Here is a 24,003-nt window from a genome sequence, read left to right as displayed (position 1 = left end):
CTCAGCTGCGCAGGCGGGCCCGCAGGGCGGCCTGCTCGCCGGGCCCGAAGCCGTGCCCGGTCAGCCACCCGACCGGACCGCCGTGCCGCTCGTCGAGCAGCGCGAGCAGCCGGTCCATCGTCTCGGCGCGCGGGGTGTGGACGGCGACGTCGCGCCGCTCCATGTCCTCGGCGTAGGTAGGCGAGGCGGCGAGCTTGGCGACCAGGGCGTCGATGACCGTGGCGGTCAGGGCGTAGTCGGCGACGATCTCCTCGTGCGGTACGCCGGCCACCGCCAGGGCGAACATCACCACCACGCCGGTGCGGTCCTTGCCGGCCGCACAGTGCACGACGGAGGCGCCGTCCGGGGTGGCGGCCAGGGCGCGCAGCGCGCCGAGCACGTTCTCCGGCCGGTGCGCGAGGTACCCGAGGTACGAGCGCACGGCCGGCGGCTCGGCCTCGTCGTCCGCCGCCACCTGCCGGGGCAGCAGGGACTCGGCCCAGTCGGCCGGGAGCTCCGGGACGTCGGTCTCCTCGACGGCGAACACGTCGGTGTGGTGGCCGCGCTCGGGGAGCAGGCTGAAGTGCCGGTGGGTGACCTCCGTCACCGCGCGCAGCGGGCCGCGGCCCTCGAGCAGCACCTCGGCCGTCGTGCGCAGGTCGATCACCTCGCGCAGCCGCACCTCCTCGGACAACCGGCGGACGTCGCCCTCGCTGAGCGTCTGCAGGTTGTCGCTGCGCAGGATCCGGCCGGGCAGCGTCGTCCCGCCGTCGACGGTCGGCAGCCCGCCGAGGTCGCGGGTGTTGGTGGTGCCGTCGAGCCGCAGCCAGCGGTCGGTGCGCAGGTGGTCGGTGGGGATCGAGGTCACCCTCCGACGGTACGACTCGCCGCCGACGTCCCGGCGCGGGCCGGGGAGACGGCGATCAACGCCGAGGTGACGGCCAGCAGGCGGCCGCGGAGGGCGGCACTGCGCTCAGGGATCAAGCACTTCGGCCGCTCCGCCGGTTGGTTCTCCCACCTGAGAAACCGGCAAGCCGCGGGCTCCTTCCCCGCAGCCACGTCGTCCAGCTCGCACCGTTAGCCGCCCGATCCAGGACTGGTCGGATTGATCAGTTGGGTCAGAGTCGTGTCGATCTTGTTCGTCGTAGCAGAGTCGCCCGCCTCGATCGCCAATTGCTTCTTGAAGAACAAGAGCTTTCGTTCGGCCGCGTCGAACAACTCTCCCCACGTCTTGACCCACACCTGGTACTCGTTCTGGTCATCGGCGAGTCCCGGAGGCTTGTCACGCTGTCTGATGTCCCGTTCGATGGCCCTGCGGTCGTAGTCGTAGGTGACCAGGTAGAACTGCCATCTGCAGTCGACGTCGCGATACTGCGGGTTGTCCACGATCGCGCGGGCGTATGACTTGATCTGGTCGACTTCTCGCTTCCCTATGCGAACGGTGGGTCGCTTCAGTTCGACGATGAGCCGTTCGGTGCGCTGTTCGCTGCCGCCCGTGCGGAACAAGAGGATGTCGACGCGTCCTGATCGACCGTCATCTCTCATCACGGCGTCCAGTTGGTCCTCCAGTTCCACCTGATCCCCGAGTTCGTCGAGGTGTTGCCGCAGAACGGACGTCAGGCCGACTTCCGAGCCCGTGATCGGCCACTCCTCCCCGAAGAGCCAGACGTTCGCTGCAATGGCAGGATGGAGTTGGTCGACCTCTCGAAGAGCTGATCTTCTCACGTCGTCAGCGAAGATGGATCGGAGTGAGGCGATGAAGTCGAGTCTCTCGCTGACAACTGTCGCGGCTCGAATGACGTGGGACAAGTCTGTGCGGTCCAGGAGATTGGCCAGAGCGCGGCGCTCCCCCGCCGGAAGATGCAGGACGCTCTCGAGGATGCGACTGAGATCGGTGGGGTCCTTCTCGAGTGCAGTCTTGATCAGGCGAACTGACAGGTCGCGCTGGGTGAGTTGCTTCGGTAGCGCGTCCCTTGCGACGGTCACCACCAGGTCGAAGGTCCGTCTTTCCAGCACGCGGGTTGGATCGGTGTCTCGCTCGTCGTACGGGTACAGGTCTTGATCCTTGAGTTCTCGGATGACCTCCGTTGCCACCACCCGACGGCGCAGGGCCAGGTGTCGCTTGACCGCAACGTCTGCTGCGGCCAGAAGGTCTGCGTAAGCCATGAGGATGAGGTGCGGGTCCTCTGCCTCGAGAAAGCGTTCGGTATGCACATAAGGCGTGAAGCGGATGAGTGGATCGCTGTAGCTGTAATGCTGCTCGAGAGATGCAATGGCCACGCCATCGACCGTGCAGGCCCACATGCCGCGCTGGGTCGTCCGCTTGCTGTCCCACTCAACGAAGCGGACGAATGGCGGGGGATCGTCATCCGCGTAACGCGCTGGCAGTTGGAGGGGCAGATCTGTCGTCTGCGCTATCGCTGCAGCAGCGTTGAGAGGGTGGTTGTCGAACTCGACGGTGATACCAGGGTAAGCCAGCAGGTATGGCGCTAAGCGCGCGAGCAGCTCCTCATGTGCATCATCGCGCTCGAGGCTCCTGAGGTTCTTGCCCTGAGGGACGATGATCTTGACCGATGTCCCAGGCGCGTCTTCCGTGCTGACGGGATCGCCGATGTGCCACCGGCGAGGGTGGTTGCTGTTCGCGTCGATCCGAGTCGTCTGGCGGCCGGCTGGGGTATCCGCAGTCGTGGTCCAGGTGGCACTGTTCCCCAGGGTGAATGCGAAAAGTCTGCCCTCGCCCTTTCGGCCATGGAGACTGCGCCGGGTTCCGGTTCGGTACCTGCGGTCCGCTTTCCATGTGTCACCGTACTGACGGAACGAGGAAACGGCGTCTTCGGGAGTCATCCCGTGACCGTCGTCGTTGACCGTGATGGCCGTGATGGGCCCCCAGGCCGAGCGCTCAAGCGTTACGGAGACCCGACTGGCGCCTGCGTCGAGCCCGTTCCAGACCAGCTCGGCAACAGCATCCATCGGCAGTCTCCGTGCGTATCCCTGCAACTTCCTGTCTGCGACCTCGAGCTCGATCTCCGCCACAGATGGCCCCCGTTCACGGTGCGTTCGACGCTACGTGCCCGATGTCGACGAACAGGACTCTCTCCCCAAGATCCGGTCGCACCAGTCGGACAGGGTCGCTCGAAGCACGGCGCCGCGCTCGGTGAACCCGCGCTGGGCAGCCGCGTACTCGGCCCGGCCCTCGGGCGTCTCGATGCGCACCGCCGTCCGCCCGTGCGCGCGCAGGTCGTAGGGCGAGGCGCGCATGTCCAGCTCCCGGACGTCGCGGGCCAGCTCGAAGCAGTCGAGCAGCAGCTCACCGGGCACGGCGGGGCCGAGCTTGGTCGCCCACTTGTAGAGGTCCATGGTGGCGTGCAGGCAGCCGGGCTGTTCGAGGTCGGGCTGGGTGGCCCGGGTGGGCCGCAGCCGGTTGAGGCCCACGGCGGCCGGGGTGAAGAAGCGGAAGGCGTCGAAGTGGCTGCACCGGATCGGGTGCGCCTCGACCACCGCGTCGGTGCCGGCCTGGCCGAGCCGCAGCGGCAGCGGGTGCCGGTGCTCGTCCTGCCGGTAGACCATCGCCCACTCGTGCAGGCCGAAGCAGCCGAGGAAGGCCGGCCGGCCGGCGGTCGCGGCCAGCAGGTCCCGCACGAAGCGGACGGTGTCGCCACGGTCGGCGAGGAACGCCTCGGAGTCGAGGACGACCGCCCCGTCGTCGTCCGTGGCGTACCAGCGGCGGCCGGCGTGCGGGGCGGGGCCGGCGGCCGACGGCGCCAGCGCGGTCCCGGCGCCGGGGTGCCAGCGCCGCAGCACCGCGGGGCGGGTCGAGTAGTACTCGTAGAGGAAGTCCTCGACCGGGTGCGACCGGCCGGTGGCCCGCCGTTCGCGGTGCCCGGCGGTCAGCGCGTCGGCCCGCGCGGCGTGCGCCGCCGACCGTGCCGTCCAGACCTCCGCGGCCAGTCGGACGGGCTCGCGACGCACCCGGCCAGCGTAGGCGGCCCCGCCCCGGGCGGGTGTCCTTCGTCCCTGGCCGGTCCGGCCGGGTCGCGCGGAGCATCGCGCCATGGCGAGCAAGCCCCTCCGCTGCCGGCTCGGTCTCCACGCCTACGTCCGCCGGCACCCGGTCGACGAGCGGTTCGAGGGCCCGGATCACCAGGTGTGCCGGGTGTGCGGTCGGCAGCGCCACCTGACGACGGACGGCGTTCCGCCCGGCTTCGTCGGCGGCTGACCGCCCCGGTCAGGCGCCGGCGAGCCGGTGCAGCCGCAGGGCCACTTGCACCTCCAGCGCCCGGTCCGGGCTGGACCACTCGCGGCCCAGCAGCCGGCCGACCCGGTCCAGCCGCTGGGTCACGGTGTTCACGTGCACCTGCAGCGACTCCGCCGCCCGCGCGGGCGAGCCCCCGGCCTCGAACCAGGCGCGCAGCGTGCCCGTGAGGTCGGTGCCGCGCCGGGCGTCGTACTCCAGGACCGGTCCGAGCGTCGCCGCGACGAAGGCGGGCACGTCCCGCCCCTCGCCGACCAGCAGCCCGACGAAGCCCAGCTCCTCCGCGCTCGCCGACTGCCCGCCGCGGCCCAGGGCGACGAGCGTCGAGGCGCAGCGCTGGGCCTCGATGCGGACGGTGGCCACCGCTCCCGGACCCTCCGCCGGCCCCGCGCCGCCGGCGGTCACCGGCCGGCCGGTGGCGCCGGAGAGCTCGCGGCGGACCAGCGCCGCCGCGGCGCCGGGTGCCTGGTCGGGGAGGCAGAGCACGATGCGGCCGTCGTGCAGCCCGGCCAGACCGCCCCGCGTGGCCGCGAGGTGGGTCGCGGCGGCCAGCGCCCGGCTCCGGGCCGGCTCGTCCACGAGGACGACGACGACCGCGTGCGGCCGGTCGAGGTCGGCGCCCAGTCGCCGGGCCCGCTCCCGCAGCCCCTCCGGGTCGCGCAGCGACGGCGCGAGCAGCTCCTCGAGCAGCTCGCCGCGGACCCGGCCCTCGGCCTCGCTCGCGGTGCGCCGGATCAGCAGCAGCAGGGCGGTGACCAGGGCGGCCCGCTCGAGGATCCGCTGGTCGGAGTCCGACAGCTCGTCGTCCCGGTGCAGCACCAGCCCGCCGAGGAGGTCGTTGCCCACGGTCACCGCCGCGGTCCACCAGCTCCGGTCGCGCACCGTCCGGCCGGTCGACCGGGCCAGGGCGAGCGCGCGTGCCGGCTCGGCGGGCAGGTCGACGTCGGAACCGCCCCCGGGGGACGGCGGCACGCGGCCCTCCTCGTCGAGCGTGGTGATCCGGCCGCCCAGCGCCTCGGTCACCGCGGCGGCGACGTCCTCCACGCCACCTCCGCGCAGCACGATGTCGATGAAGCGGTCGTGCGCGCCGGCCGCCCGCTCGACCGACGCGGTGTACGCGCGCAGCTCCCTCGTCGCGGCCGACAGCTCCTCCAGCGCGACGCTGGTCTCCTCCAGCAGCCGCGCGTTGTCGAGGGCGATCGCGGCGTGTGCCGCCAGCGACCCGAGCAGCGAGACCTCGGAGCGCTCGAAGAGCCGCTCGCTGCGGTCGGCGGCGAAGAGCACACCGATCACCCGGGACCCCCGGACCAGCGGCACCCCGAGGATGGCGACCAGCCCCTCCTCGCGGACGCCGCCGTTGATGTCGTCGGTGTGCTGGAACCGCGGGTCGGTGAAGTAGCTCGCCGTCGCGTAGGGGGCGGCGGTCTGGGCCACGAGCCCGCCGAGCCCGGCGCCCATCGGCAGCCGGAGCGTCTGGAACCGGGCCGAGACCGAGCCGTCGGTCACCCGCATGCAGGTGTCGCCGCGCGCGTCGTCGTTGAGCGTCAGGTACGAGACGTCGGTGCCCAGCAGCTGCCGGGCCCGCCGGACGATCGCGGTCAGGACCTCGTCGACGCTGCGCAGCGCGGCGAGGTCCCCGGCCGTGTCGAACAGCGCCGCCAGCTCGGACTCCCGGCGGCGCCGGGCGGCGAACGCCTCCCGCACCTGGAGGGCCAGCAGCTTCGCCCGCTCCAGCTCGGCGAGCGCCGCCCCGTCGGCGCCCGCCGCCCGCGCGCGCACGGCCGGGCCCTCGAACTCGATGGCCGCGGCCTCCTCCAGCAGCAGCGTGAGGTACTCCGCCGCGCCGCCGAGCTGGGGGGTGGCGGGGGCCAGGGGCGCGTTCATCAGTGGGCGCTCCACCCACCGTCCATGACCAGCGAGCTGCCGGTGATCGAGTCCGCCACGGGGGAGCAGAGGTAGGCGACCGCCTCGGCCACCTCCGCCGGCTCGATCAGCCGCTTGACGGCGGCCGGGGCGAGCATGACCTGCTCCACCACCTCGTCCTCGGAGAGCCCGTGCGCGCGGGCCTGGTCGGCGATCTGCCCCTCGACCAGCGGCGTCCGGACGTAGGCGGGGTTGACGCAGTTCGAGGTCACGCCGTGCGGCGCGCCCTCCAGTGCGATCACCTTCGACAGCCCCTCGAGGCCGTGCTTGGCGGTGACGTAGGCGCTCTTGTAGGCCGAGGCGCGCAGCCCGTGGATCGAGCTGACGTTGACCACGCGGCCCCACCCGCGGCCGTACATGTGCGGGAGCGCCCCGCGGACCAGCCGGAACGGCGCCTCGAGCATGAGCCGGAGGATGAGCGAGAACCGGTCCGCCGGGAACTCGTGGATGGGTGCCACGTGCTGCAGCCCGGCGTTGTTGACCAGCACGTCCACGTCCAGGTCGAGGGCGTCGATCGCGTCGAAGTCGGTGAGGTCGACCGCGACGGCGGTGCCGCCGACGGACGAGGCCACCGCCCGGGCGGCGGCCTCGTCCCGGTCGAGCACGACGACGGCGGCGCCGGCCTCGGCGAGGCGGACGGCGCAGGCCCGCCCGATCCCCGAGGCGCCACCGGTGACGAGTGCGCGGCGGCCGGACAGCGGAGTCGGGTTCGTCATGGCGGGGACCGTAGGCCGTGGTGGTGGCCGGGCACACGGCCGGGGGGCACACACCTGCGGCGAGGGGCATGGGGGTGGGCTACACCGGCAGCCCCCCGTTCACCCGCATCGGGCGGCGCCACGGCCGTCGACGCTTCATGGCTGCGGGCCACATGCCTGGTGTCACAACTGGGGTTGCGGGGCACATGGCGGGCAGTGTCCCGGCTCCCTAGCGTTCGGCGGGACTGACCCACCACCTCCGGGAGACGACCATGTCCGCACCTGCGCACTCCGGCGCGCGCTTCGGCCGCGTCGTCGGCGCGAGCATCATCGGGACCACCGTCGAGTGGTACGACTTCTTCCTCTACGGCTCGGCCGCGGCGCTGGTCTTCGGCCCGCTGTTCTTCCCCGAGCAGGACGACTTCGTCGGCGTCCTCGCCGCCTTCGCCACCTACGCCGTCGGCTTCTTCGCCCGCCCGGTCGGCGCGCTGGTCTTCGGCCACTACGGCGACCGCCTCGGCCGCAAGAAGCTGCTCGTGATCTCGCTGATGATGATGGGGTCGGCGACCTTCCTCATCGGCCTGCTGCCCACCTACGACAGCGTCGGCGTGCTCGCGCCGGTCCTCCTCATCGCGCTGCGCCTGATCCAGGGCTTCGCCCTCGGCGGCGAGTGGGGTGGCGCGGTGCTCATCGTCTCGGAGCACGGCAAGCCCGAGCACCGCGGCTTCTGGGCCTCCTGGCCGCAGGCCGGGGCCCCCGCGGGCAACCTGCTGGCGACCGGCGTCCTGGCGCTGCTGGCCACCTTCCAGTCCGACGAGGCGTTCGAGGCCTGGGGCTGGCGGATCCCGTTCCTGCTGTCGGCGGTGCTGATCATCGTCGGGCTCTGGGTGCGGCTGAGCGTGAGCGAGTCGCCGGTATTCCTCGAGGCCCAGCGGGAGGCCGAGGCCAAGGCGGCCGAGAGCGGGGTGGCCGAGGCGGCGCCGATCGTCACGGTGCTCACCCGCTACAAGCGCGAGGTGCTCACCGCCATGGGGGCGCGGATCGCGGAGAACGTCTCCTTCTACCTGCTGACTGCCTTCAGCCTCACCTACCTGACCAACGTCGGCGGGCTGGACTCCTCCTTCGCGCTCAACGCGGTGCTCATCGCCTCGGCGGTGCACCTGGTGACCATCCCGATGTGGGGCGCGCTCTCCGACCGGATCGGCCGCAAGCCGGTCTACCTGTTCGGCGCCGCCGGCGTCGGCGTGTGGGCGTTCGTCTTCTTCCGGCTGCTCGACACGGGGACCTTCTTCCTCGCCGTCGTCGCGATCACCGTCGGGCTGCTGTTCCACGGTGCGATGTACGGGCCGCAGGCGGCGTTCTTCTCGGAGCTGTTCGGCACCAAGGCCCGGTACACCGGCGTCTCGGTCGGCGCCCAGCTGGCCTCACTGGTGGCCGGCGCGCCTGCCCCGCTGATCGCCCTGGCCCTGCTGGGCAGCTTCGACGAACCCAACGTCGCCGCCGTTGGGTTCTACATCGTCGCCTGCGCCGTGATCACGCTCATCGCCGTCTGGTCCTACAGCGAGACGCGGACGCGGGACCTGGGCGAGGACAAGGCCGTCGTGGTGAAGGAGCGCCGCCCCACCTCGGTCTGAGGTCGCACCGCCCACGGGCCGCCCATGACACGTGTCATGGGCGGCCCGTGGCGTTCCGGCCGGAAGTCGTGAGAACCGGCACCTGTGCCGGAGCCGGGACGGCGGCAGCCTCGGAGGTGCGCCCGGTAGCACCGGCCGACCGCGGCCGGCGGGCGCACCGGAGGAGGTCCCCGTGCACCCGACCGACGCGCCCGCCCCGCCGCGCCCGACGCCGGAGTCGCCTGCGCCGCCCGCCGTGGAGGTCGTCGACCTGCGGCGCCGCTACGGCTCCTTCGAGGCCATCCGCGGCATCTCCTTCGAGGTGGCCCCGGGTGAGGTCCTGGCGCTGCTCGGGGTGAACGGGGCGGGGAAGACCTCGGCGCTGGAGGTGCTGGAGGGCCTGGCCGCCCCGTCCGGCGGCTCGGTGCGGGTCCTCGGCCGCGATCCGCAGCGCGAGCGGGCCTCCGTCCGGCGTCACCTCGGCGTCCTGCTGCAGTCGAGCGGCCTGCCCGGTGACCTGACCGTGGCCGAGACCGTCCGGACCTGGGCGCAGACGCTGACCGATCCGCGGCCGGTCGGCGAGGCGCTGGAGATGGTCGGCCTCACCGGGCGCGCCGGTGTCCGCGTGCGCAGCCTCTCCGGCGGCGAGCGCCGCCGACTGGACCTCACCCTCGCGCTGCTCGGCCACCCGAGCGTGCTCGTGCTCGACGAGCCGACCACCGGGCTGGACCCGGAGAGCCGGCGAACGGTGTGGGAGCTGGTCCGCGGCCTGGTGGGGGACGGGGCGGCCGTCGTGCTCACCACCCACCACCTGGAGGAGGCCGAGGAGCTCGCCGACCGGATCGCCGTCATGCGGGAGGGCCGGATCGTGCTGGCCGGCACCCGCGAGGAGATCGCCTCGACCCAGCCGGCCACCATCACCTTCACCCTGGCGGCCGACGCCCCGCCGCTGCCCTCCCTCCCGGCGGTGCGGACCCACGCCGGCCGCCCGGACGTCGAGCTGCACACCCGCGCCCTCCAGCCGGCGCTCACCGCGCTGCTCACCTGGGCCGCCGAGCACCGCGTGGAGCTGACCGGTCTGCAGGCCCGCTCCGCCTCGCTCGAGCAGGCCTTCCTCGCCGTCGCCGACGCAGAGCCATCCGACGCAGAGCCATCCGATGCCGATCCCGTCGCCGCCTGACCGTCGCCGCCTGCCCCCCACGAAACCCAGGAGACCGTCGTGACCGCCCTCGCCCCTGCCCCCGCCGCTCCCGGCGCCCGCCGCCGCGTGCTCGCCCTCGCATCCGCGGAGACCCGGCTGCTGCTGCGCAACCGCACCGCCGTCGTCAACTCCGTCGTCATGCCGCTGCTGCTGGTCGCCGCCGTGCGCGTGATCGGCCTGCCCACCGCCGGCGGCCCCCAGCTGGTCGCCACCGCGCTCGGCATCACCCTGGTGTTCCTCACCTACTACAACCTGGTCACCACCTACGTCGCCCGCCGCGAGGAGCTGGTGCTCCAGCGGATGCGCACCGGCGAGCTGACCGGGCCGGAGATCCTCCTGGGCACGGCGGTGCCCACCCTGCTGGTCACCGTCGCCCAGGTCGCGCTGGTCGCCGTCGGGGTGGCCGTGATCGGCGAGTGGGCGGCGCCGGTGGACGTCGTCCTGCCGCTGCTCGCCCTCGTCGGCGGCGCCGCGCTCATGGGCGTGCTCGCCGCTGCCAGCACGTCGTTCACGCGGACGGCCGAGAGCGCGCAGATCACCACGCTGCCGCTGGTGCTGGTCGCGACGTCGCTGTCCGGGCTGTTCTTCCCGCTGACGGCGTTCCCCGAGGCACTGGCCGGCGTGCTCCGCCTCCTGCCCCTCGCCCCGGTCGTGGAGCTGGCCCAGCTCGGCCTGGCCGGGCGGACCTGGGACGGCCGGGCGGTCGACCTCGCCGGCGCGTGGTCCGCGGCGCTGCTCCCGCTGGCGCTGCTGGTGGCGTGGACCGTCGTCGGCGCCCTGGTGGCCGGCCGGGTGTTCCGCTGGGCGCCGCGAAGGTGAGTTCCGGCGACCCGGACGGGCGCGGCCGGTACGGCAGCATGAGCGCCGTGCCGACCGTCGTCCGCTGGTGGGAGGACCGCTCCGCGCCGCAGCGCATCGAGCTCTACACCCGGTGGTCGTTCTACATCTGGCTGGCGGCGACCCCGCTGCTGGCGCTCGGCGTCGTCGGGTCGGCCGCGCGGCCGCCGACCCGGCCGGCGACGACGGTCTTCCTCCTCGGCTCGGTCGCGGTGGCCGTCACCGCCGTGCTGCTGGCCCGCGCCGGGCTCGCCGCGCACCAGGAGGGCCGGGCGCTGCCGCGCGGGCCGCTGCTGGCCGCCTTCGGTGCCGCCGTCGCCACGGCGGTGGCCGCGGTGCCGCCGTTCCTGGCCGACGGCCCGGACAGCCCGGCGCTGGCGTGGGGTGTGGCGATGCCGCTGGCGATGGCCCTTGCCGCGGCCTCCACGGTGTGGCCGACACCGCTGCTGACCTGGGCCGGGTTCGGCGTCGGCGCGGTCACCGGGCTCGCCATCCGGGCGGCGGACACCCCCGTCGGCGTGGCGGTGGCCCTCGGCCTCGTCGTCGGGGCCACGGTCACGTTCCTCGCCCTGGCGTTCCGGTTCTCGGTGTGGGTGCTCGACGTGGTGCGCGAGATGGAGCGCAGCCGCGGCGTGCAGTTGCAGCTGGCCGTCGCCGAGGAGCGGCTGCGCTTCGCCCGCGACCTGCACGACGTCATGGGCCGCAACCTCTCGGCGATCGCGGTCAAGAGCCAGCTGGCCGCCGAGCTGGTGCGCCGCGGCCGCGAGGGCGCCGCCGAGGAGCTGGTCGACATCAGCCGGGTGGCCGAGGAGTCGCTGCGGGAGGTGCGCGACGTCGTCCGGGGTTACCGCCGGACCGACCTGGCCGGCGAGCTGGCCGGCGCCCGCTCGGTGCTGCGAGCCGCCGGGGTGAGCTGCACGGTGGACGGCGAGGAGGCCGGCGAGGGGCTGCCCGAGCCGGTTCAGGCGGCGCTGGGCTGGGTGGTGCGGGAGGCGGTGACCAACGTGCTGCGGCACAGCCGGGCGACGTCCTGCACGATCGCCCTGCGCGCGACCGGCGGGGAGGCCGAGCTGCAGGTGACCAACGACGGCGTGAGCGGGGTCCCAGGGGGCTGGGGGAGCGGGCTCACCGGTCTGGCCGAGCGGCTGGCCGGCGCCGGTGGGCGGCTGACCGCCCGGCCGGTCGCCGACGGCTTCGTGCTCACCGCGACCGTCCCGGTGCGGGTGACGGCGTGATCCGGGTCCTGCTGGCCGACGACGAGAACCTGATCCGGTCGGCGCTGGCCGCGCTGCTCGGCCTGGAGGAGGACCTCGAGGTCGTCGCCCAGGCCGCCTCCGGCGCCGAGGCCCTGGCCATGGCCCGGGCGCACACCCCGGACGTCGCCGTCCTCGACCTGCAGATGCCCGACCGCGACGGGATCACCGTGGCCGGCGAGCTGGCGACCGCGGTGCCCGGCTGCGCGGTCGTCATCGTCACCGGGCACGGCCGGGCCGGGCACCTCAAGCGGGCGCTGGAGGCAGGGGTGCGGGGGTTCCTGCCCAAGACGGTGAGCGCGCCGGTGCTCACCGACGTCGTGCGGACGGTGCACCGCGGCGGCCGCTACGTCGACCCGGAGCTCGCCGCCGAGGCGATCAGCGCCGGCGACAGCCCGCTGACCCCGCGGGAGGCCGACGTCCTGGAGCTCGCGGCCGGGGGCGCGCCGGTCGAGGAGATCGCGGCCCGGGCGCACCTGTCACCCGGCACGGTCCGCAACCACCTGTCGGCGGCGGCGGCCAAGCTGGGCGCGCCCAACCGGCACGCCGCCGTGGAGGCGGCGCGCCGGCACGGGTGGATCTGAGGAGTTCCGCCTCAGCCCGCGCTGTTGCCGGGGCGGGTGGGCAGGTCGTCGCGCTGGGCGTCGTCGTCCGTGGTGAGGACGGTGTCCTGCTCGCCGGCGTCGGCCCGGTCCTCGCCGGGGACGCCGTCGACGAGGTTGCTGCTGGACGGGGCGTCCGCCGTGTCGGCGGACTCGCCGTAGCCGGTGGGGTCGGGCTCGCTCATCGTGGTCCTCCGCGTCGCTGGTGGTCGGGGGTCAGAGGGCGCCGCCGGCCCCGCCGCGCTCGGCCCGCGCGGGGTCGGACTCGGCCTTGGCCGGCAGGTCGTCGGGCTGGGTCGCGTCGCGCTCGACGGCCTCCTCACGGGTGAGGGGGACGTCGTCGAAGCCGGTACCGGTGCTGCTGTCGTCCCCGGTGCCCGACGCGGTCGGGACGCCCTGCTGGATCCGGTCGCTGCCCTGGGGATCGGTCACGGGAGCCTCCTCTGCGACGGCGGTGTCCCCCGCTCATGCCCGGGCCGGAGCCCGGCCATGCCCCCCCCGGACTCTCCGCGCGGAAAGTCCGAGGAGGGCGGGCGCGGGTCAGAAGACCGCCTCGTCGACCTCCATCAGCGCGTTGTCGGTGTTCTCGACGACGACCCGGTCCGAGGCCAGCCGCGGCAGCACCTGGGTGCAGAAGAAGCGGGCGGCGGCCAGCTTGCCCTCGTAGAAGCGCCGGTCCCGCTCGCCGACCGTCCCGGCCAGCGCGGTCAGGGCCACCTCGGCCTGGCGGACCAGCAGCCAGGCCGTCACCAGGTCGCCGGTGGCCAGCAGCAGCCGGCTGGTGTTCTGGCCGACCTTGTACAGCGAGGTGATGTCCTCCTGCGCCGCGGCCAGGTGGCCGAACATCGCGGTCAGCATCGACTGGACGTCGCCGAGCGCTGCGGCCAGCAGCCCGCGCTCCTCCTTGAGCCGGCCGTCGCCCGCCCAGCCGTCGCCCGCCCGGCCCTCGCCCGCCTCGCCGTCGATCGTGGCCTGGATCCGGCCGGCCAGCCAGGTCAGCGCGACGCCGCCGTCCTTGACGATCTTGCGGAAGAAGAAGTCCTGGCCCTGGATCGTCGTCGTCCCCTCGTAGAGGGTGTCGATCTTGGAGTCGCGGATGTACTGCTCGATCGGGTAGTCCTGCAGGTAGCCCGACCCACCCAGGGTCTGCAGCGACTCCGCGGTGAGCAGTTGGGTGGCCCGCTCCGAGCCGAAGCCCTTGACCACCGGGAGCAGGAGGTCGTGGACGCGGGCGGCCAGCCGGGCCTCCTCGCCGTCGGCGCTCCCGGCGGCCTCGGCCTCGGTCAGCCGGTCGCGGAAGCTGGCCGCGTACAGGTACAGCGCCCGCATGCCCTCGGCATAGGACTTCTGCAGCATCAGGGAGCGGCGGACGTCGGGGTGGTGGGTGATCGTCACCCGGGGCGCGTCCTTGCTGGTCGCGGTGAGGTCGGCACCCTGAACGCGGGTCTTGGCGTAGTCCAGCGCCACCTGGTAGCCGGCCGACAGCGTCGCGATGGCCTTCGTGCCGACGAACATGCGGGCGTACTCGATGATCCGGAACATCTGGGCGATGCCGTCGTGCACGTCGCCGACCAGCCAGCCCCGGGCCGGGACCGGTCCGTCGCCGAAGGTCACCTCGCACGTCGTGGAGACCTTCAGTCCCATCTTCTTCTCGACGTTGGTGACGTACACGCCGTTGCGCTCGCCGAGCTCCCCGGTCGCCAGGTCGACGTGGAACTTGGGCAGGACGAACAGGGACAGGCCCTTGGTGCCCGGCTTCGCGCCCTCGGGGCGGGCCAGGACCAGGTGCACGATGTTGTCGGACAGGTCGTGTTCGGCGGAGGTGATGAACCGCTTCACGCCGGTGACGTGCCAGGAGCCGTCGGGCTGCTGCACGGCCCTGGTGCGGCCGGCGCCGACGTCGGAGCCGGCGTCGGGCTCGGTGAGCACCATCGTGGCGCCCCAGCCGCGCTCGATCATGAGCTCGGCCAGCCGCCGCTGGTCGGGGGTGCCCAGCTCGTGCAGCGTCGCGGCGAAGGCGGGGCCCGAGCCGTACATGAACACCGCCGGGTTGGCGCCCAGCACCATCTCGAACGCCGCCCAGGCCAGCGCCGCCGGCGCGCCGACGCCGCCGAGCTCCTCGGGCAGGTCCAGCCGCCACCACTCGCCGTCGTGCATCGCCTGGACCGACTTCTTGAACGACTCGGGCAGCGTGACCGAGTGCGTGGCGGGGTCGAACACCGGCGGGTTGCGGTCGGCGTCGGTGAAGGACGCCGCGAGCGGCCCCTCGGCGAGCCGGCGGATCTCGGTGAGCACGCCGCGCGCGGTCCCGGCGTCCATCTGGGCGAACGGCCCGGTGCCGAAGACGTCCTTGGTGTCGAGGAACTCGAAGAGGTTGAACTCGAGGTCCCGCAGGTTCGCGGTGTAGTGGCTCATGCGCGTGGCTCCCGTGCTCCGTGCTGCTCAGCGGGCTTCTACCCGCCGGTAACAAACGGTATTACCGGCGGGTAACCAGAGCAAGCACCGACCCCGGGAGTCCCCCGGGAGGGGTCCTCAGCGGGTGCGGCGGCGGGCGCGCAGGACCAGGCCGGCCAGCCAGACCAGCAGCCCGCCGAGGGCGGCGGCGATGAGCAGCGCCACCACCAGCGGCAGGTCGACGTTCCCGAACACCAGACTCACGCCGACGGTCTGGGTGTTGAAGACGACGAACAGCACGAGCAGGACGGTCACGAACACCAGCAGCGCCAGCGCGAGGGAACGGCCGACCGTCCGGCCCGCCGCGCGCGCCGACGACGTCGTCCGGCCGGCGGTGGGGGCTGGCGCGCCGGCGGCAGCCGGTCCGGTCGCCGGACCGGGGACGCCGCCCGAGGACGTCGGGGCGGCGTTGCCGGACGGCGCGCGGAGGGGATCGGGGCCGGGAGACGTCACAGGTCGATTCTCCTGGTCACCTGCCCCGGGTGCACGATCAGCCGCGGGCGTCGGGCTCGGTCTCGCCGGGCGGGTAGCTGGGGCCGGCGGTGCCGGCGGCCGGTCCGTCCGCACCGCCCTGCGACTCCGGGTCGGCCGGCGGCGCCACCTCGGCACCGAGGGGCTGGGCGTCGCGCTCGGCGTCGGGCTCGGGCATGGTCATGGAGCCGAGTCTGCGGGCTGCCGGCCGGCCCGGCGACCGAGGGGATCGCTCCCGTCACTCCTCGAGGACGGGGCCGGCCTCGTGGCGGGGGTGGCCCCTGGTCCGCTCGCGCTGCTTCATCCGGGCCTCGTAGACGTGCCGGTCGCCGCCGGCGAGTTCGGTGCGGGCGCGCTCGTCGAAGTCGCGGAAGACCGACCAGTAGTTGGCGTCGTAGTCCTCGACGATCTGGAAGGTCCAGCGGTCGGCGACGACGTTGCGGCCCACCAGGTCGCGGTCGAGGTCGTCGGCCAGCCGGGTGTGGCCGGCCGTGCGGAACAGCTCGACGGCGTCCTGGAGCAGGAGGTCGGCCTTGCCGGAGTGCTGGTGGAAGCCGTAGAGCTGGCCGCGGGCCTGCTCGATGGTCTCGAGGGCCTCGGAGAGCTTGCCGAGGCCCTCCACGGTGGTGTCGTCGAGGTCGGGCCGGCTGCGGTCGGTGCTCACCGCCCCATCGTGCGGTGCGACCGGTCCGGCCGCAGGTCAGCGACCGGCGACCGCGGCGTCGACCAGCCGCTCGGCGAGCTCGCGGCCGTGCGCGGCCGGGCCGTCGGGCCCGAGCAGCCCGCCGGAGAGGTACATGCCGTCGATGATCAGGTGGATCTGGGCGGCGAGGTCCTCGCCGGCACCCGGCACGAGCTGGTCGGCCAGGCGCTCCAGCCGCGCGTGCAGCTCGAACTTGTAGTCGGCGGCGGCGCTGCGGGCCGGGTGCTGCGGGTCGTCGTACTCGCTGCTGACGTTGGTGAACGGGCAGCCGCGGAAGCCGGCGCGGGTCACGTCGCGCTCGACGGCGTCGACGACCGCGAGGAGCGCGGCGCGGGCGTCGCCCTCCAGGCGGACCAGCTCGGCGTCGACGAAGGCGAGGACGGTCGCGGCCTTGCGGGCGAGGTAGGCGCCGACCAGGTCGTCCTTGCTCTTGAAGAGCCGGTAGACGGTCATCTTGCCCAGGCCGGTCTCGCGGACCAGCTCGTCCATGCCGACGCTGCGGGAGCTGCGCGTGGCGAACAGCCGCTCGGCGGTGTCCAGGACGATGGTCTGCCGCTCGGCCCGGCTCCGGCGGAGAGGAGCCACGGCGTCGTCGGCGGCGAGAGGGAGGGCGGCTGCGGTCACGGACCGGATGCTGCCCCAGCGCGTGACGGATCAGTTCGCGGCACGCCGGGTCCCCCCGACGGATGGTTGCAGTGAGTGACGAGGGGTTCCCGAGCAGGCCGGGACCCCGGGGATCGGTGGGACCCGTGTGACGATGCGTGCTCGTCCGGCGACCACCGATCCCCGCGGGGTTCAGGCCCGGCGCACCCGGCGGGGGTTGGCCAGCATCCGGCCCAGCTGGACGGCGGAGGCCTGTCGAGCCTGCGACTCGTCGGCCTGCTGCCCGGTGGGCGTTTCGTCAGTTACTCGGGGTTCGCTGTGCGTGTCCTCCATGCCACTCAGCGTCCCCCGAACGGGCGTGTCGGAAACAGACCCGATCCGGTGAGTTGAAGCCGAAACGCTGAGAGATCAGTCACTCTGCGTGCATCGCGGAGTCCGCCGATCACCGCAGCGCGGCGGCCAGGGGCTCCCACAGGTCCAGCCGGGACGGCGCCGCGGCGTACACGCTGAAGCGGTCGACCAGCCCCTCGAACCGCGCCCTGACCTCGCGTCCGACGTCCGCGGGGTCGGCGACGACGGCGAACGCCCCCAGGACGTCGTCGTCGACCAGGTCGCGCATCGCGTCCCACCGGTCCTCGCGGCGGCCGACCGACAGGGCGTGCAGCTCGTCGGCGAGCGCGCCCCAGCCGTGCAGCTCGAGGACCGGGCGGTAGGCGGGCGTGCTGCCGTAGAAGGCGATCGTCGCGCGGGTCGCGGCGGCGGACTCGGCGCGCTCGGGCTCGGTCGCGCCGGTGACGACGAAGCCCGGCAGGCTCACGGTCACCGCGTCGCGGGAGCGGCCGGCGGCCGCGAGCCCCTCGGCCAGGGCCGGCAGGGTGCGCTCGCGCAGGTAGCGGGCGGTGGTGAACGAGTGGGCGAGCAGCCCGTCGGCCACCTCACCGGCCAGCCGGGTCATCGCCGGCCCGACCGCCGCCAGGTGCACCGGCGGGCCGCCCCACTCGTGCGGCCGGGGGGTGAACACCGGCGTCATCAGGGTGTGCCGGTAGTGCTCGCCCTGGAAGCGCAGCCGGGTGCCCTGCTGCCAGGCCGCCCAGATGGCCCGCAGCGCGGCGACGTACTCCCGCATCCGCGGCACCGGCGCGCTCCAGGGCATGGAGAACCGCCGCTCCACGTGCGCGCGCACCTGCGAGCCCAGGCCGAGCACGAACCGGCCGTGCGTGTGGCGCTGCAGGTCGTGGGCGGTGGTCGCCACGGTCATCGGCGAGCGGGCGAAGGCCACCGCGATCGCCGTCCCCACCTGGAGCCGGGTGGTGGCCCGGCCGGCGAGGAGCAGCGGCAGGAAGGGGTCGTGCGCGGTCTCGGAGGTCCAGACGCCGGCGTACCCGCGCTCCTCCAGGTCGCGCGCGATCGCCGGGACGTCGTCGAGGTCGGCCGGCAGGGCGGCGTCGAGCAGCACGGTTGCCGAGCCTGCCGCACCCGCCACCCCACCCGCCAGCGGCTCAGGAGGCGCCGGCGCCCTCGTCGGGGAGGTCCTGGCCCTCGGCGGGATCCCCGGAGTGCGGCGTGCGGCCGTCGCCCGGCTCCTCGTCGGGCGGGTCCCCCTCGGCGCGCTCGGCGCTGCGCGGCGGTCGGTCCGGGTCGGTCATCGTCGTCCTCCTCGGTCGGGGGCCTCGCCCGGCCTGTGCCCGGCGGACCGGTGGCTCAACCCCGCAGCTCGGCGGCCGCGGGCAGCCGGGCGCGCGACCGCGCCACCGCGTCGGCGTCCGGCAGCGCGCCGCGGGCGCCGGGCCCGGTGGTCGACAGCGCCGCGGCCGTGACTGCGGCGGCGACCGCCTCGTCCGGTGCGGCGCCGGAGGCCAGCGCGACCGCGAGCGCGCCGCAGAAGCAGTCGCCGGCACCGGTGGTGTCCACCGGCTCGACCGGGGGTGGCGGCTGCAGCAGCGCCGGGCCGTCGGCGGCCACGAGCAGCGCGCCTCGGGCGCCGAGCGTGACCACGACCGTGGCGGCCCGCAGGGTCCGGGCCAGCGCGGCGAGCTCCTCCGGCGAGCGGTCGGCCGGTGCCGCGCCGGCCAGCTGGACCAGCTCGTGCTCGTTCGGCACCAGCACGTCCACCCGCGCCAGCAGCGCCGCGGGCAGCGGCCGGGGCGGTGCTGGGGTGAGGACGACGGTGCCGCGGGCGACCTCGGCCGCGGCCTGCACGGTGGCCAGCGGGACCTCCAGCTGGAGCAGCACCACCCGGGCCTCGCGGACCGGCGGGACGTCGACGTCCCCGGGCTCGAGCGCCCCGTTGGCCCCCGGCACCACGACGATCAGGTTCTCGCCGCTGCCGTCCTCGACCGGGATGGTGGCGCTGCCGGTGGGCGCGTCCGGCGTGCGCCGCACGTGGCCGACGTCGACGCCGGCGTCGGCCAGCGCGGCGAGCTGGCGCTCCCCGGCGGGGTCGGTGCCCACCCGGCCCACCATGGCCACCGTCCCGCCCAGGCGCCCGGCCGCCGCGGCCTGGTTCGCGCCCTTGCCCCCGGGGGCGAGCGCGGTGTCCCGGCCGATCACGGTCTCCCCGCGACCGGGCAGCCGGTCGACACGGACGAGCACGTCCTCGTTGAGGCTGCCGACGACGGTGACGGACACGGGTCAGCTGTACCAGACCGCCTCAGCCCTCGTGCCTGCGCCAGTGCCGGAGGGGGAACAGGTACCAGGCGACCGTGCCGAGCAGCACGACGAAGGCGCACCCCGCGATCGCCGGGCCGCGGCCGAGGACGACGTCGAGCACGAGCAGGACGGCGCTGGCGATGCCGAGGAACAGCAGGGCGAGGCCGATCAGCAGGGTGGCGTCGGCGAAGGCGACCAGCTCGGCCTTGCGTTGCTGACGGAACAGCGTGCGGTGGAAGGAGACCGGGGCGATCAGCAGCAGGGTCGCGCTCGCGGTGCTGAGCAGGGTGACCGTGTAGACCGTCGTCCCGAACGTCCCCAGCTCCTCGAAGCGGGCGGTGAACGCCATCGTCAGCAGGAACGCGAACAGCACCTGGACGCCGGTGATCACCACCCGCATCTCCTGGAGCAGCTCGGCGAGGTTGCGGTCCAGCACCTCCTCGGGCGTCTGTCCCCGGGCCACCGCGGTCCCGTCCACGTCCGTCCGTCTCCGCGCCACGGCGCTGCGGTACCGCAGCCGCCCGGGCCCGACACCTGGTAGGACCGGCTGCCATGACCGGCCTGCGCCGCAACGACCCGGCCCAGTACGACCTGCTCGCCGACCAGTGGTGGGAGGACGCGGGCGGGCTCGCCGCGCTGCACTGGCTGGCCGCCTCCCGCGCCGACCACATCCCGCCGGCGGCACCCGGCGCGGTCCTGGTCGACCTCGCCTGCGGCGGTGGCCTGATGGCCCCGCACGCGGCCCGCCTGGGCTACGTGCACGTGGGCGTCGACCTCACGCACAGCTGCGTGGCGGTGGCCCGCGGACACGGTGTCCTGGCCGTGCAGGGCTCGGTGACCGCCGTCCCGCTGGCCGACGGGTGCGCGGACGTCGTCGTCGCCGGGGAGATCCTCGAGCACGTCGCGGACGACGCCGCCGTGCTGGCCGAGTGCGCCCGGCTGCTGCGCCCGGGCGGCACGCTCGTCGTCGACGCGCTGGCGGCGACCCGGATCGGGCGCTTCCTCATGGTGACCGTCGCCGAGCGGCTGCCCGGCGGCCCCCCGCCGGGTCTGCACGACCCCGCGCTGTTCGTGGACCGGCGTGCCCTGCTGGCCGCCGCGGACTCGGTGGGCCTGGACCTCCGGCTGGTGGGGCTGCGACCCTCGGTGCGCGAGGCGATCGCCTGGCGACTCGGCCGCCGCCGGACGGTCCGGATGAAGCCGATCCGCTCGACCGCGGTCGTCTTCGCCGGGTACGGGCGCAAGCGGTGAGGCGGCGGAAGGCCCAGGTCGCACGTACCGTCGGGGCCATGACGCCGAGCCCGTGCGCCGCGGAGCGGCACTGGTGAGCACCGCGGTCGTGACCGGCGCGGGCGCCGCGCTGCCGACGACCATCGAGCAGGACGCGGTCTGGGACGGCTTCTTCGCCGAGCACTACGCCGGCGTGCGCGCGGCCCGCCGGATCTTCGCCTCGGCCGGGGTGCGCCGCCGGCACGCGGTGGCCAACCCGATGGACGAGGACCTCAGCGCCTGGGGCACCGGCGCCCGCATGCAGCGCTACATCCAGGAGGCGCTGCCGCTGGGCAAGCAGGCCGTCGCGGGGGCGCTGGACTCCGCCGGCCTGGCGCCGGGGGACGTCGGCCTGTTCGCCGTGGCCACCTGCACCGGGTACGCCACGCCGGGGCTGGACATCCGGCTGGCCAGCGACCTCGGCATGCCGCCCGGGCTGCAGCGGCTGCACGTGGGTCACATGGGCTGCTACGCGGCGATCCCGGGCCTGGCCGCGGTCGGCGACTACGTCACGGCCCGCTCGCGCCCCGCCGTCCTGCTCTGCTGCGAGCTGACCAGCCTGCACGTGCAGCCGGCGCAGGCCGACCTGGAGCAGGTCGTCGCGCACGCGCTGTTCTCCGACGCCGCGGCCGCCGTCGTCCTGGAGCCGGGTGCGGCCCGGGGCCGCCGGCTGGCCGCGGTGGTCGCCCGCACCGACCCCTCCACCGCCGACCACATGACCTGGGACGTCACCGACCTCGGCTTCCGCATGGGCCTGTCCCCGCGGGTTCCCGACGTGCTCTCCCGGCACGTGGGGGACGTCGTCGACGAGCTGCTCACCGGCGCGGGCCTGCGTCCCCAGGACGTCGCGGGGTGGGCGGTGCACCCGGGTGGCCCGCGCATCCTCGACGTCGTCCGGGACGAGCTCGGGCTGGCCGAGTCCCAGCTGGCCGCGTCCCGGCACGTGCTGGCCGAGCACGGCAACTGCTCCTCGGCGACGGTGCTCCTGGTGCTCGAGCAGCTCGCCGACGTCGACGGGCCGGTCGTGGCGATGGCCTTCGGGCCGGGATTGACGCTCTACGCGGCGCTGCTGCTCGACCCCTGATCGAGGAAACGCGGACCGCCCAGTACGCTCTGTGAGCTGGATCACTCTCCGGAGGGGGCGCGGTGGAACCGGGCGCCGGGGTTCGTGTCTTCCTCGTGGACGACCACGAGGTGGTCCGGCGCGGGGTGGCGGAGCTGCTCGAGGAGGACGCCGACATCACCGTGGTCGGGGAGGCGGGGTCGGTCGCCGAGGCGCTGGCCCGCGTGCCCGCGGTCCTGCCCGACGTCACGGTCGTCGACATGCGCCTGCCCGACGGCGACGGCGCGGAGGTCTGCCGCACGCTGCGGAACCAGCACCCCGAGCTGCGCTTCCTCGTGCTGAGCAGCTACCCCGACGACGACGCCGTCGCCGCGGCGGTCGAGGCCGGCGCCTCGGGGTACCTCCTCAAGCAGGTCCGCGGGTCCGCCCTCGTCTCGGCGGTGCGGACGGTGGCCGACGGGGGGACGCTGTTCGGCGCCGACGTCGGGATGCCCGCGCCGACCCCGTCGCGCCGGCGGCCGGCCGAGCGGGACCGCCGGCTGTCGGTGCTGACCGAGCAGGAGCGCACGGTGCTCACGCTGATCGGCGAGGGGCTGACCAACCGGCAGATCGGCGAGCGCATGGGCCTGGCCGAGAAGACGGTGAAGAACTACACCAGCCACCTGCTCGCCAAGCTCGGCCTCGAGCGGCGCACCCAGGCGGCGATCCTCGCCACGGAGCTGCGGGACCGGCTCGACCCGTCGGGCTGACCCCGCTCAGGCGTCCGGCGCGGGCATCGGCACCGACCAGCGCACCTGGGTCCCCGCCGGACCTGCGGAGGTGGTCAGCCGGCCGCCGTGCCGCTCGGCGCGGTCGGCCAGGTTCGTCAGCCCGCTGCGCACGGTGACCGCCGGCAGCCCGACCCCGTTGTCGGTCACCACCACGCGCACCTCGCTGTCCACGGTGAGCGTCACGGTGACGCGGCTCGCCCGGGCGTGCCGGACGACGTTGGTCACGAGCTCCCGCACGACGGCCACCACGTCGGGGATCAGCACGGCGGGCAGGTCCTCGAAGCCGCCGCGCAGCCGGACGTCGGGCCGGAGGCCGTGCCCGCCGGTGATGGACCGGACGACGTCGACGATCCGCGTGCGGACGGCGTCCGGCGAGGCGTCGTCGGCCTCGTGCAGCTCGAAGATGGCCGAGCGGATGCGGGCGATCGTGCCGTCGAGCTCGTCGACCCGTTCGGCGAGCCGCGCGGCCGCCTCCGGATGGCTCTCCGTGAGCGACCGGCTGATCCGGTCCAGCGCCAGGCCGGTGGCGAAGATCCGCTGGACGACGTGGTCGTGCAGGTCGCGGGCGATCCGGTCGCGGTCGGCCTCCACCTGCAGCCGGCGCTCCCGCTGCTGGGTGCGGGCCAGCTCGAGTGCGACGGCGGCCTGGGCGGCGAAGACCGAGGCCAGCTCGAGGGTCGCCGGCTGGAAGGGCTCCCGGCCGCGCAGCCGCATCGCCACCACGGTGCCCAGCGCCGGCCGGCCACCGAGCGGGATCATCAGCGTCGGCCCGTAGTCCCGGGCCAGCTCGCTGAGCACCGGGTCGCGCCCGCCGCCGGGGGCCGTCGAGCTCGCGTCGTCGATCAGCCGGGGGACCCCGGACCGGTGCGCCGCGCCGAGCTGGCTGTCGGCCAGGGGCACCCGCACCCCCTCGACGTCCTCGTCGTCCAGGCCGACGGCCGCGACGACCGTGAGGGCGTCGTCGGCTCCGGGGCTGGGCACCAGGACGCCCGCGGTGTCGGCGGCGGCCAGCGCGGCGACCCGCTGGGCGATGGACCGCAGCACGGTGTCGGGGTCGGCGCCGGACAGCAGCGCGGTGGCGATGTCGCTGCCCGCCTGGGCCCAGGCCCGCCGGTGCTCGGCCCGCTCGTACAGCTGGGCGCTCTCGATCGCCAGGCCGGCCGCCGTGGCCAGCGCCTGGGCGGCCTTCTCGTCCGCCGCGGTGAACGGTCCCCCCGTGCGCCGGGCGGTCAGGTAGAGGTTGGCGAACACCCGGCCTCCGACGCGCACCGGCACGCCGAGGAAGCTGTCCATCGGCGGGTGCCCGTCGGGGAAACCGAGGTACTGCGGGTGCTCCCGCAGGTCTTCCAGGCGCAGCGGCAACGGCGTGTGGGTCAGCACGCCGAGCACGCCTGCCCCGGTGGGCAGCCGGCCGATGCGGTCACGGTCGGAGGCGTCCATCCCGACCACCACGAACCGCTCGATCGCCGTGCCGTCGCGATCGAGCACGCCCAGGGCGCCGAAGGTGGCGTCGACCTGCTCGACGGCCACGCGGACGACGCCCTCCAGCGTCGCCTCGAGGTGGTCGCTGTGCGCCGCCGCCTGCACGCCGGCGGCCAGCAGGGGCACCGCGGCCGGAGAGGCGTCACGCGGGAGAGGACCGGGCGGGGTCACGGCCCGGCCGTCG

General features: G+C 74.5%; 27 protein-coding genes. 9 read left to right on the top strand and 18 right to left on the bottom strand.

Annotated elements, in window-relative coordinates; translation table 11 throughout:
• Position 1 precedes the first annotated feature (1 nt).
• From MY526_RS06070 to MY526_RS06060, 3 genes are all read right to left on the bottom strand, one after another.
• Positions 2–847: a tyrosine-protein phosphatase gene (locus MY526_RS06070; RefSeq protein ID WP_436694381.1), complete on the bottom strand. Its 846-nt coding sequence runs from the start codon at positions 845–847 to the stop codon at positions 2–4.
• A gap of 209 nt (positions 848–1,056) precedes the next feature.
• Entirely contained in the window at positions 1,057–2,949 is a 1,893-nt protein-coding gene (locus MY526_RS06065; RefSeq protein WP_436703464.1) for an ATP-binding protein, read from the bottom strand.
• 93 nt (positions 2,950–3,042) lie between these two features.
• Entirely contained in the window at positions 3,043–3,948 is a 906-nt protein-coding gene (locus tag MY526_RS06060; RefSeq protein WP_436703463.1) for a 3-methyladenine DNA glycosylase, read from the bottom strand.
• 82 nt (positions 3,949–4,030) lie between these two features.
• Between MY526_RS06060 and MY526_RS06055 the strand changes: the two genes are divergently transcribed.
• Positions 4,031–4,195: a hypothetical protein gene (locus MY526_RS06055; RefSeq protein ID WP_436694378.1), complete on the top strand. Its 165-nt coding sequence runs from the start codon at positions 4,031–4,033 to the stop codon at positions 4,193–4,195.
• A gap of 9 nt (positions 4,196–4,204) precedes the next feature.
• Here MY526_RS06055 and MY526_RS06050 read toward each other — a convergent pair whose 3' ends face one another.
• Together MY526_RS06050 and MY526_RS06045 are read right to left on the bottom strand one after the other, a co-directional pair.
• Positions 4,205–6,115 (bottom strand): helix-turn-helix domain-containing protein, encoded by a 1,911-nt coding sequence (locus MY526_RS06050; RefSeq protein WP_436694377.1) that lies wholly within the window; start codon positions 6,113–6,115, stop codon positions 4,205–4,207.
• Positions 6,115–6,870, bottom strand: a complete 756-nt coding sequence (locus MY526_RS06045) for a 3-hydroxybutyrate dehydrogenase (protein WP_436703462.1) — start codon at positions 6,868–6,870, stop codon at positions 6,115–6,117. Before MY526_RS06045 ends, MY526_RS06050 begins: the two co-directional genes overlap by 1 nt.
• A 251-nt stretch (positions 6,871–7,121) precedes the next feature.
• Between MY526_RS06045 and MY526_RS06040 the strand changes: the two genes are divergently transcribed.
• The 5 genes from MY526_RS06040 (at position 7,122) to MY526_RS06020 (ending at position 12,337) form a co-directional block, all read left to right on the top strand.
• Positions 7,122–8,483 carry an MFS transporter gene (locus MY526_RS06040; RefSeq protein ID WP_436694375.1) on the top strand — a complete coding sequence of 454 codons (1,362 nt, stop codon included), beginning with the start codon at positions 7,122–7,124 and terminating at the stop codon, positions 8,481–8,483.
• 172 nt (positions 8,484–8,655) lie between these two features.
• The gene (locus MY526_RS06035; protein ID WP_436703461.1) at positions 8,656–9,642 is read left to right on the top strand and encodes an ABC transporter ATP-binding protein; all 987 of its coding nucleotides are present in this window, start codon (positions 8,656–8,658) and stop codon (positions 9,640–9,642) included.
• A gap of 39 nt (positions 9,643–9,681) precedes the next feature.
• Positions 9,682–10,482: an ABC transporter permease gene (locus tag MY526_RS06030; protein ID WP_436694373.1), complete on the top strand. Its 801-nt coding sequence runs from the start codon at positions 9,682–9,684 to the stop codon at positions 10,480–10,482.
• Between the two features lie 47 nt (positions 10,483–10,529).
• A complete protein-coding gene (locus MY526_RS06025) occupies positions 10,530–11,735 on the top strand; it encodes a sensor histidine kinase (RefSeq protein WP_436694372.1) in 1,206 nt (401 codons plus the stop codon).
• Complete coding sequence (locus MY526_RS06020) at positions 11,732–12,337, top strand: response regulator (protein WP_436694371.1); 606 nt, start codon at positions 11,732–11,734, stop codon at positions 12,335–12,337. Before MY526_RS06025 ends, MY526_RS06020 begins: the two co-directional genes overlap by 4 nt.
• Before the next feature lie 11 nt (positions 12,338–12,348).
• Here MY526_RS06020 and MY526_RS06015 read toward each other — a convergent pair whose 3' ends face one another.
• The 12 genes from MY526_RS06015 to MY526_RS05960 all read right to left on the bottom strand — a co-directional run bounded on the left by MY526_RS06015 (position 12,349) and on the right by MY526_RS05960 (position 19,713).
• Complete coding sequence (locus tag MY526_RS06015; protein WP_436694370.1) at positions 12,349–12,540, bottom strand: hypothetical protein; 192 nt, start codon at positions 12,538–12,540, stop codon at positions 12,349–12,351.
• A 31-nt stretch (positions 12,541–12,571) separates the two neighbouring features.
• Entirely contained in the window at positions 12,572–12,787 is a 216-nt protein-coding gene (locus MY526_RS06010; RefSeq protein WP_436694369.1) for a hypothetical protein, read from the bottom strand.
• Between the two features lie 108 nt (positions 12,788–12,895).
• Complete coding sequence (locus tag MY526_RS06005; protein ID WP_436694368.1) at positions 12,896–14,770, bottom strand: acyl-CoA dehydrogenase; 1,875 nt, start codon at positions 14,768–14,770, stop codon at positions 12,896–12,898.
• Between the two features lie 117 nt (positions 14,771–14,887).
• Complete coding sequence (locus MY526_RS06000; protein ID WP_436694367.1) at positions 14,888–15,262, bottom strand: lipopolysaccharide assembly protein LapA domain-containing protein; 375 nt, start codon at positions 15,260–15,262, stop codon at positions 14,888–14,890.
• A 37-nt stretch (positions 15,263–15,299) separates the two neighbouring features.
• On the bottom strand, positions 15,300–15,464 hold the full coding sequence (locus MY526_RS05995) for a hypothetical protein (RefSeq protein WP_436694366.1): 165 nt from the start codon (positions 15,462–15,464) through the stop codon (positions 15,300–15,302).
• Between the two features lie 54 nt (positions 15,465–15,518).
• Positions 15,519–15,944, bottom strand: a complete 426-nt coding sequence (locus MY526_RS05990; RefSeq protein WP_436703460.1) for a hypothetical protein — start codon at positions 15,942–15,944, stop codon at positions 15,519–15,521.
• Positions 15,945–15,980: 36 nt separating this feature from the next.
• Positions 15,981–16,607: a TetR/AcrR family transcriptional regulator gene (locus MY526_RS05985; RefSeq protein WP_436694364.1), complete on the bottom strand. Its 627-nt coding sequence runs from the start codon at positions 16,605–16,607 to the stop codon at positions 15,981–15,983.
• Positions 16,608–16,778: 171 nt separating this feature from the next.
• Positions 16,779–16,919 (bottom strand): hypothetical protein, encoded by a 141-nt coding sequence (locus MY526_RS05980; RefSeq protein WP_436703459.1) that lies wholly within the window; start codon positions 16,917–16,919, stop codon positions 16,779–16,781.
• Positions 16,920–17,028: 109 nt separating this feature from the next.
• A complete protein-coding gene (locus MY526_RS05975) occupies positions 17,029–18,042 on the bottom strand; it encodes a TIGR03617 family F420-dependent LLM class oxidoreductase (RefSeq protein WP_436703458.1) in 1,014 nt (337 codons plus the stop codon).
• Between the two features lie 43 nt (positions 18,043–18,085).
• Complete coding sequence (locus MY526_RS05970; protein WP_436694361.1) at positions 18,086–18,232, bottom strand: hypothetical protein; 147 nt, start codon at positions 18,230–18,232, stop codon at positions 18,086–18,088.
• A gap of 55 nt (positions 18,233–18,287) precedes the next feature.
• The gene (locus MY526_RS05965) at positions 18,288–19,214 is read right to left on the bottom strand and encodes a ribokinase (RefSeq protein ID WP_436703457.1); all 927 of its coding nucleotides are present in this window, start codon (positions 19,212–19,214) and stop codon (positions 18,288–18,290) included.
• Between the two features lie 22 nt (positions 19,215–19,236).
• The gene (locus MY526_RS05960; RefSeq protein ID WP_436694359.1) at positions 19,237–19,713 is read right to left on the bottom strand and encodes a DUF6328 family protein; all 477 of its coding nucleotides are present in this window, start codon (positions 19,711–19,713) and stop codon (positions 19,237–19,239) included.
• A gap of 74 nt (positions 19,714–19,787) precedes the next feature.
• Here MY526_RS05960 and MY526_RS05955 point away from each other — a divergent pair, with 74 nt between their 5' ends.
• From MY526_RS05955 to MY526_RS05945, 3 genes are all read left to right on the top strand, one after another.
• Positions 19,788–20,486 (top strand): methyltransferase domain-containing protein, encoded by a 699-nt coding sequence (locus MY526_RS05955; protein ID WP_436694358.1) that lies wholly within the window; start codon positions 19,788–19,790, stop codon positions 20,484–20,486.
• 73 nt (positions 20,487–20,559) lie between these two features.
• Positions 20,560–21,588 (top strand): type III polyketide synthase, encoded by a 1,029-nt coding sequence (locus MY526_RS05950; protein WP_436694357.1) that lies wholly within the window; start codon positions 20,560–20,562, stop codon positions 21,586–21,588.
• Positions 21,589–21,683: 95 nt separating this feature from the next.
• Positions 21,684–22,316, top strand: a complete 633-nt coding sequence (locus tag MY526_RS05945) for a response regulator transcription factor (protein ID WP_436694356.1) — start codon at positions 21,684–21,686, stop codon at positions 22,314–22,316.
• A gap of 6 nt (positions 22,317–22,322) precedes the next feature.
• Here the strand turns inward: MY526_RS05945 and MY526_RS05940 are convergent, their stop codons facing one another.
• Entirely contained in the window at positions 22,323–23,945 is a 1,623-nt protein-coding gene (locus MY526_RS05940; RefSeq protein WP_436694355.1) for a GAF domain-containing protein, read from the bottom strand.
• Positions 23,946–24,003 lie beyond the last annotated feature (58 nt).

The organism is Geodermatophilus sp. CPCC 205761, from assembly GCF_051383655.1.
GTDB lineage: Bacteria > Actinomycetota > Actinomycetes > Mycobacteriales > Geodermatophilaceae > Geodermatophilus.
This window is presented reverse-complemented; position numbering and strand designations above follow the sequence as displayed.

Excerpts from the sequence above, each read along its gene's own strand:
- MY526_RS06065 (WP_436703464.1), bottom strand. The coding sequence starts at position 2,949 with ATGGATGCTGTTGCCGAGCTGGTCTGGAACGGGCTCGACGCAGGCGCC.
- MY526_RS06055 (WP_436694378.1), top strand. The coding sequence starts at position 4,031 with ATGGCGAGCAAGCCCCTCCGCTGCCGGCTCGGTCTCCACGCCTACGTC.
- MY526_RS06050 (WP_436694377.1), bottom strand. The coding sequence starts at position 6,115 with ATGAACGCGCCCCTGGCCCCCGCCACCCCCCAGCTCGGCGGCGCGGCG.
- MY526_RS06045 (WP_436703462.1), bottom strand. The coding sequence starts at position 6,870 with ATGACGAACCCGACTCCGCTGTCCGGCCGCCGCGCACTCGTCACCGGT.
- MY526_RS06040 (WP_436694375.1), top strand. The coding sequence starts at position 7,122 with ATGTCCGCACCTGCGCACTCCGGCGCGCGCTTCGGCCGCGTCGTCGGC.
- MY526_RS06015 (WP_436694370.1), bottom strand. The coding sequence starts at position 12,540 with ATGAGCGAGCCCGACCCCACCGGCTACGGCGAGTCCGCCGACACGGCG.
- MY526_RS06005 (WP_436694368.1), bottom strand. The coding sequence starts at position 14,770 with ATGAGCCACTACACCGCGAACCTGCGGGACCTCGAGTTCAACCTCTTC.
- MY526_RS05995 (WP_436694366.1), bottom strand. The coding sequence starts at position 15,464 with ATGACCATGCCCGAGCCCGACGCCGAGCGCGACGCCCAGCCCCTCGGT.
- MY526_RS05980 (WP_436703459.1), bottom strand. The coding sequence starts at position 16,919 with ATGGAGGACACGCACAGCGAACCCCGAGTAACTGACGAAACGCCCACC.
- MY526_RS05970 (WP_436694361.1), bottom strand. The coding sequence starts at position 18,232 with ATGACCGACCCGGACCGACCGCCGCGCAGCGCCGAGCGCGCCGAGGGG.
- MY526_RS05955 (WP_436694358.1), top strand. The coding sequence starts at position 19,788 with ATGACCGGCCTGCGCCGCAACGACCCGGCCCAGTACGACCTGCTCGCC.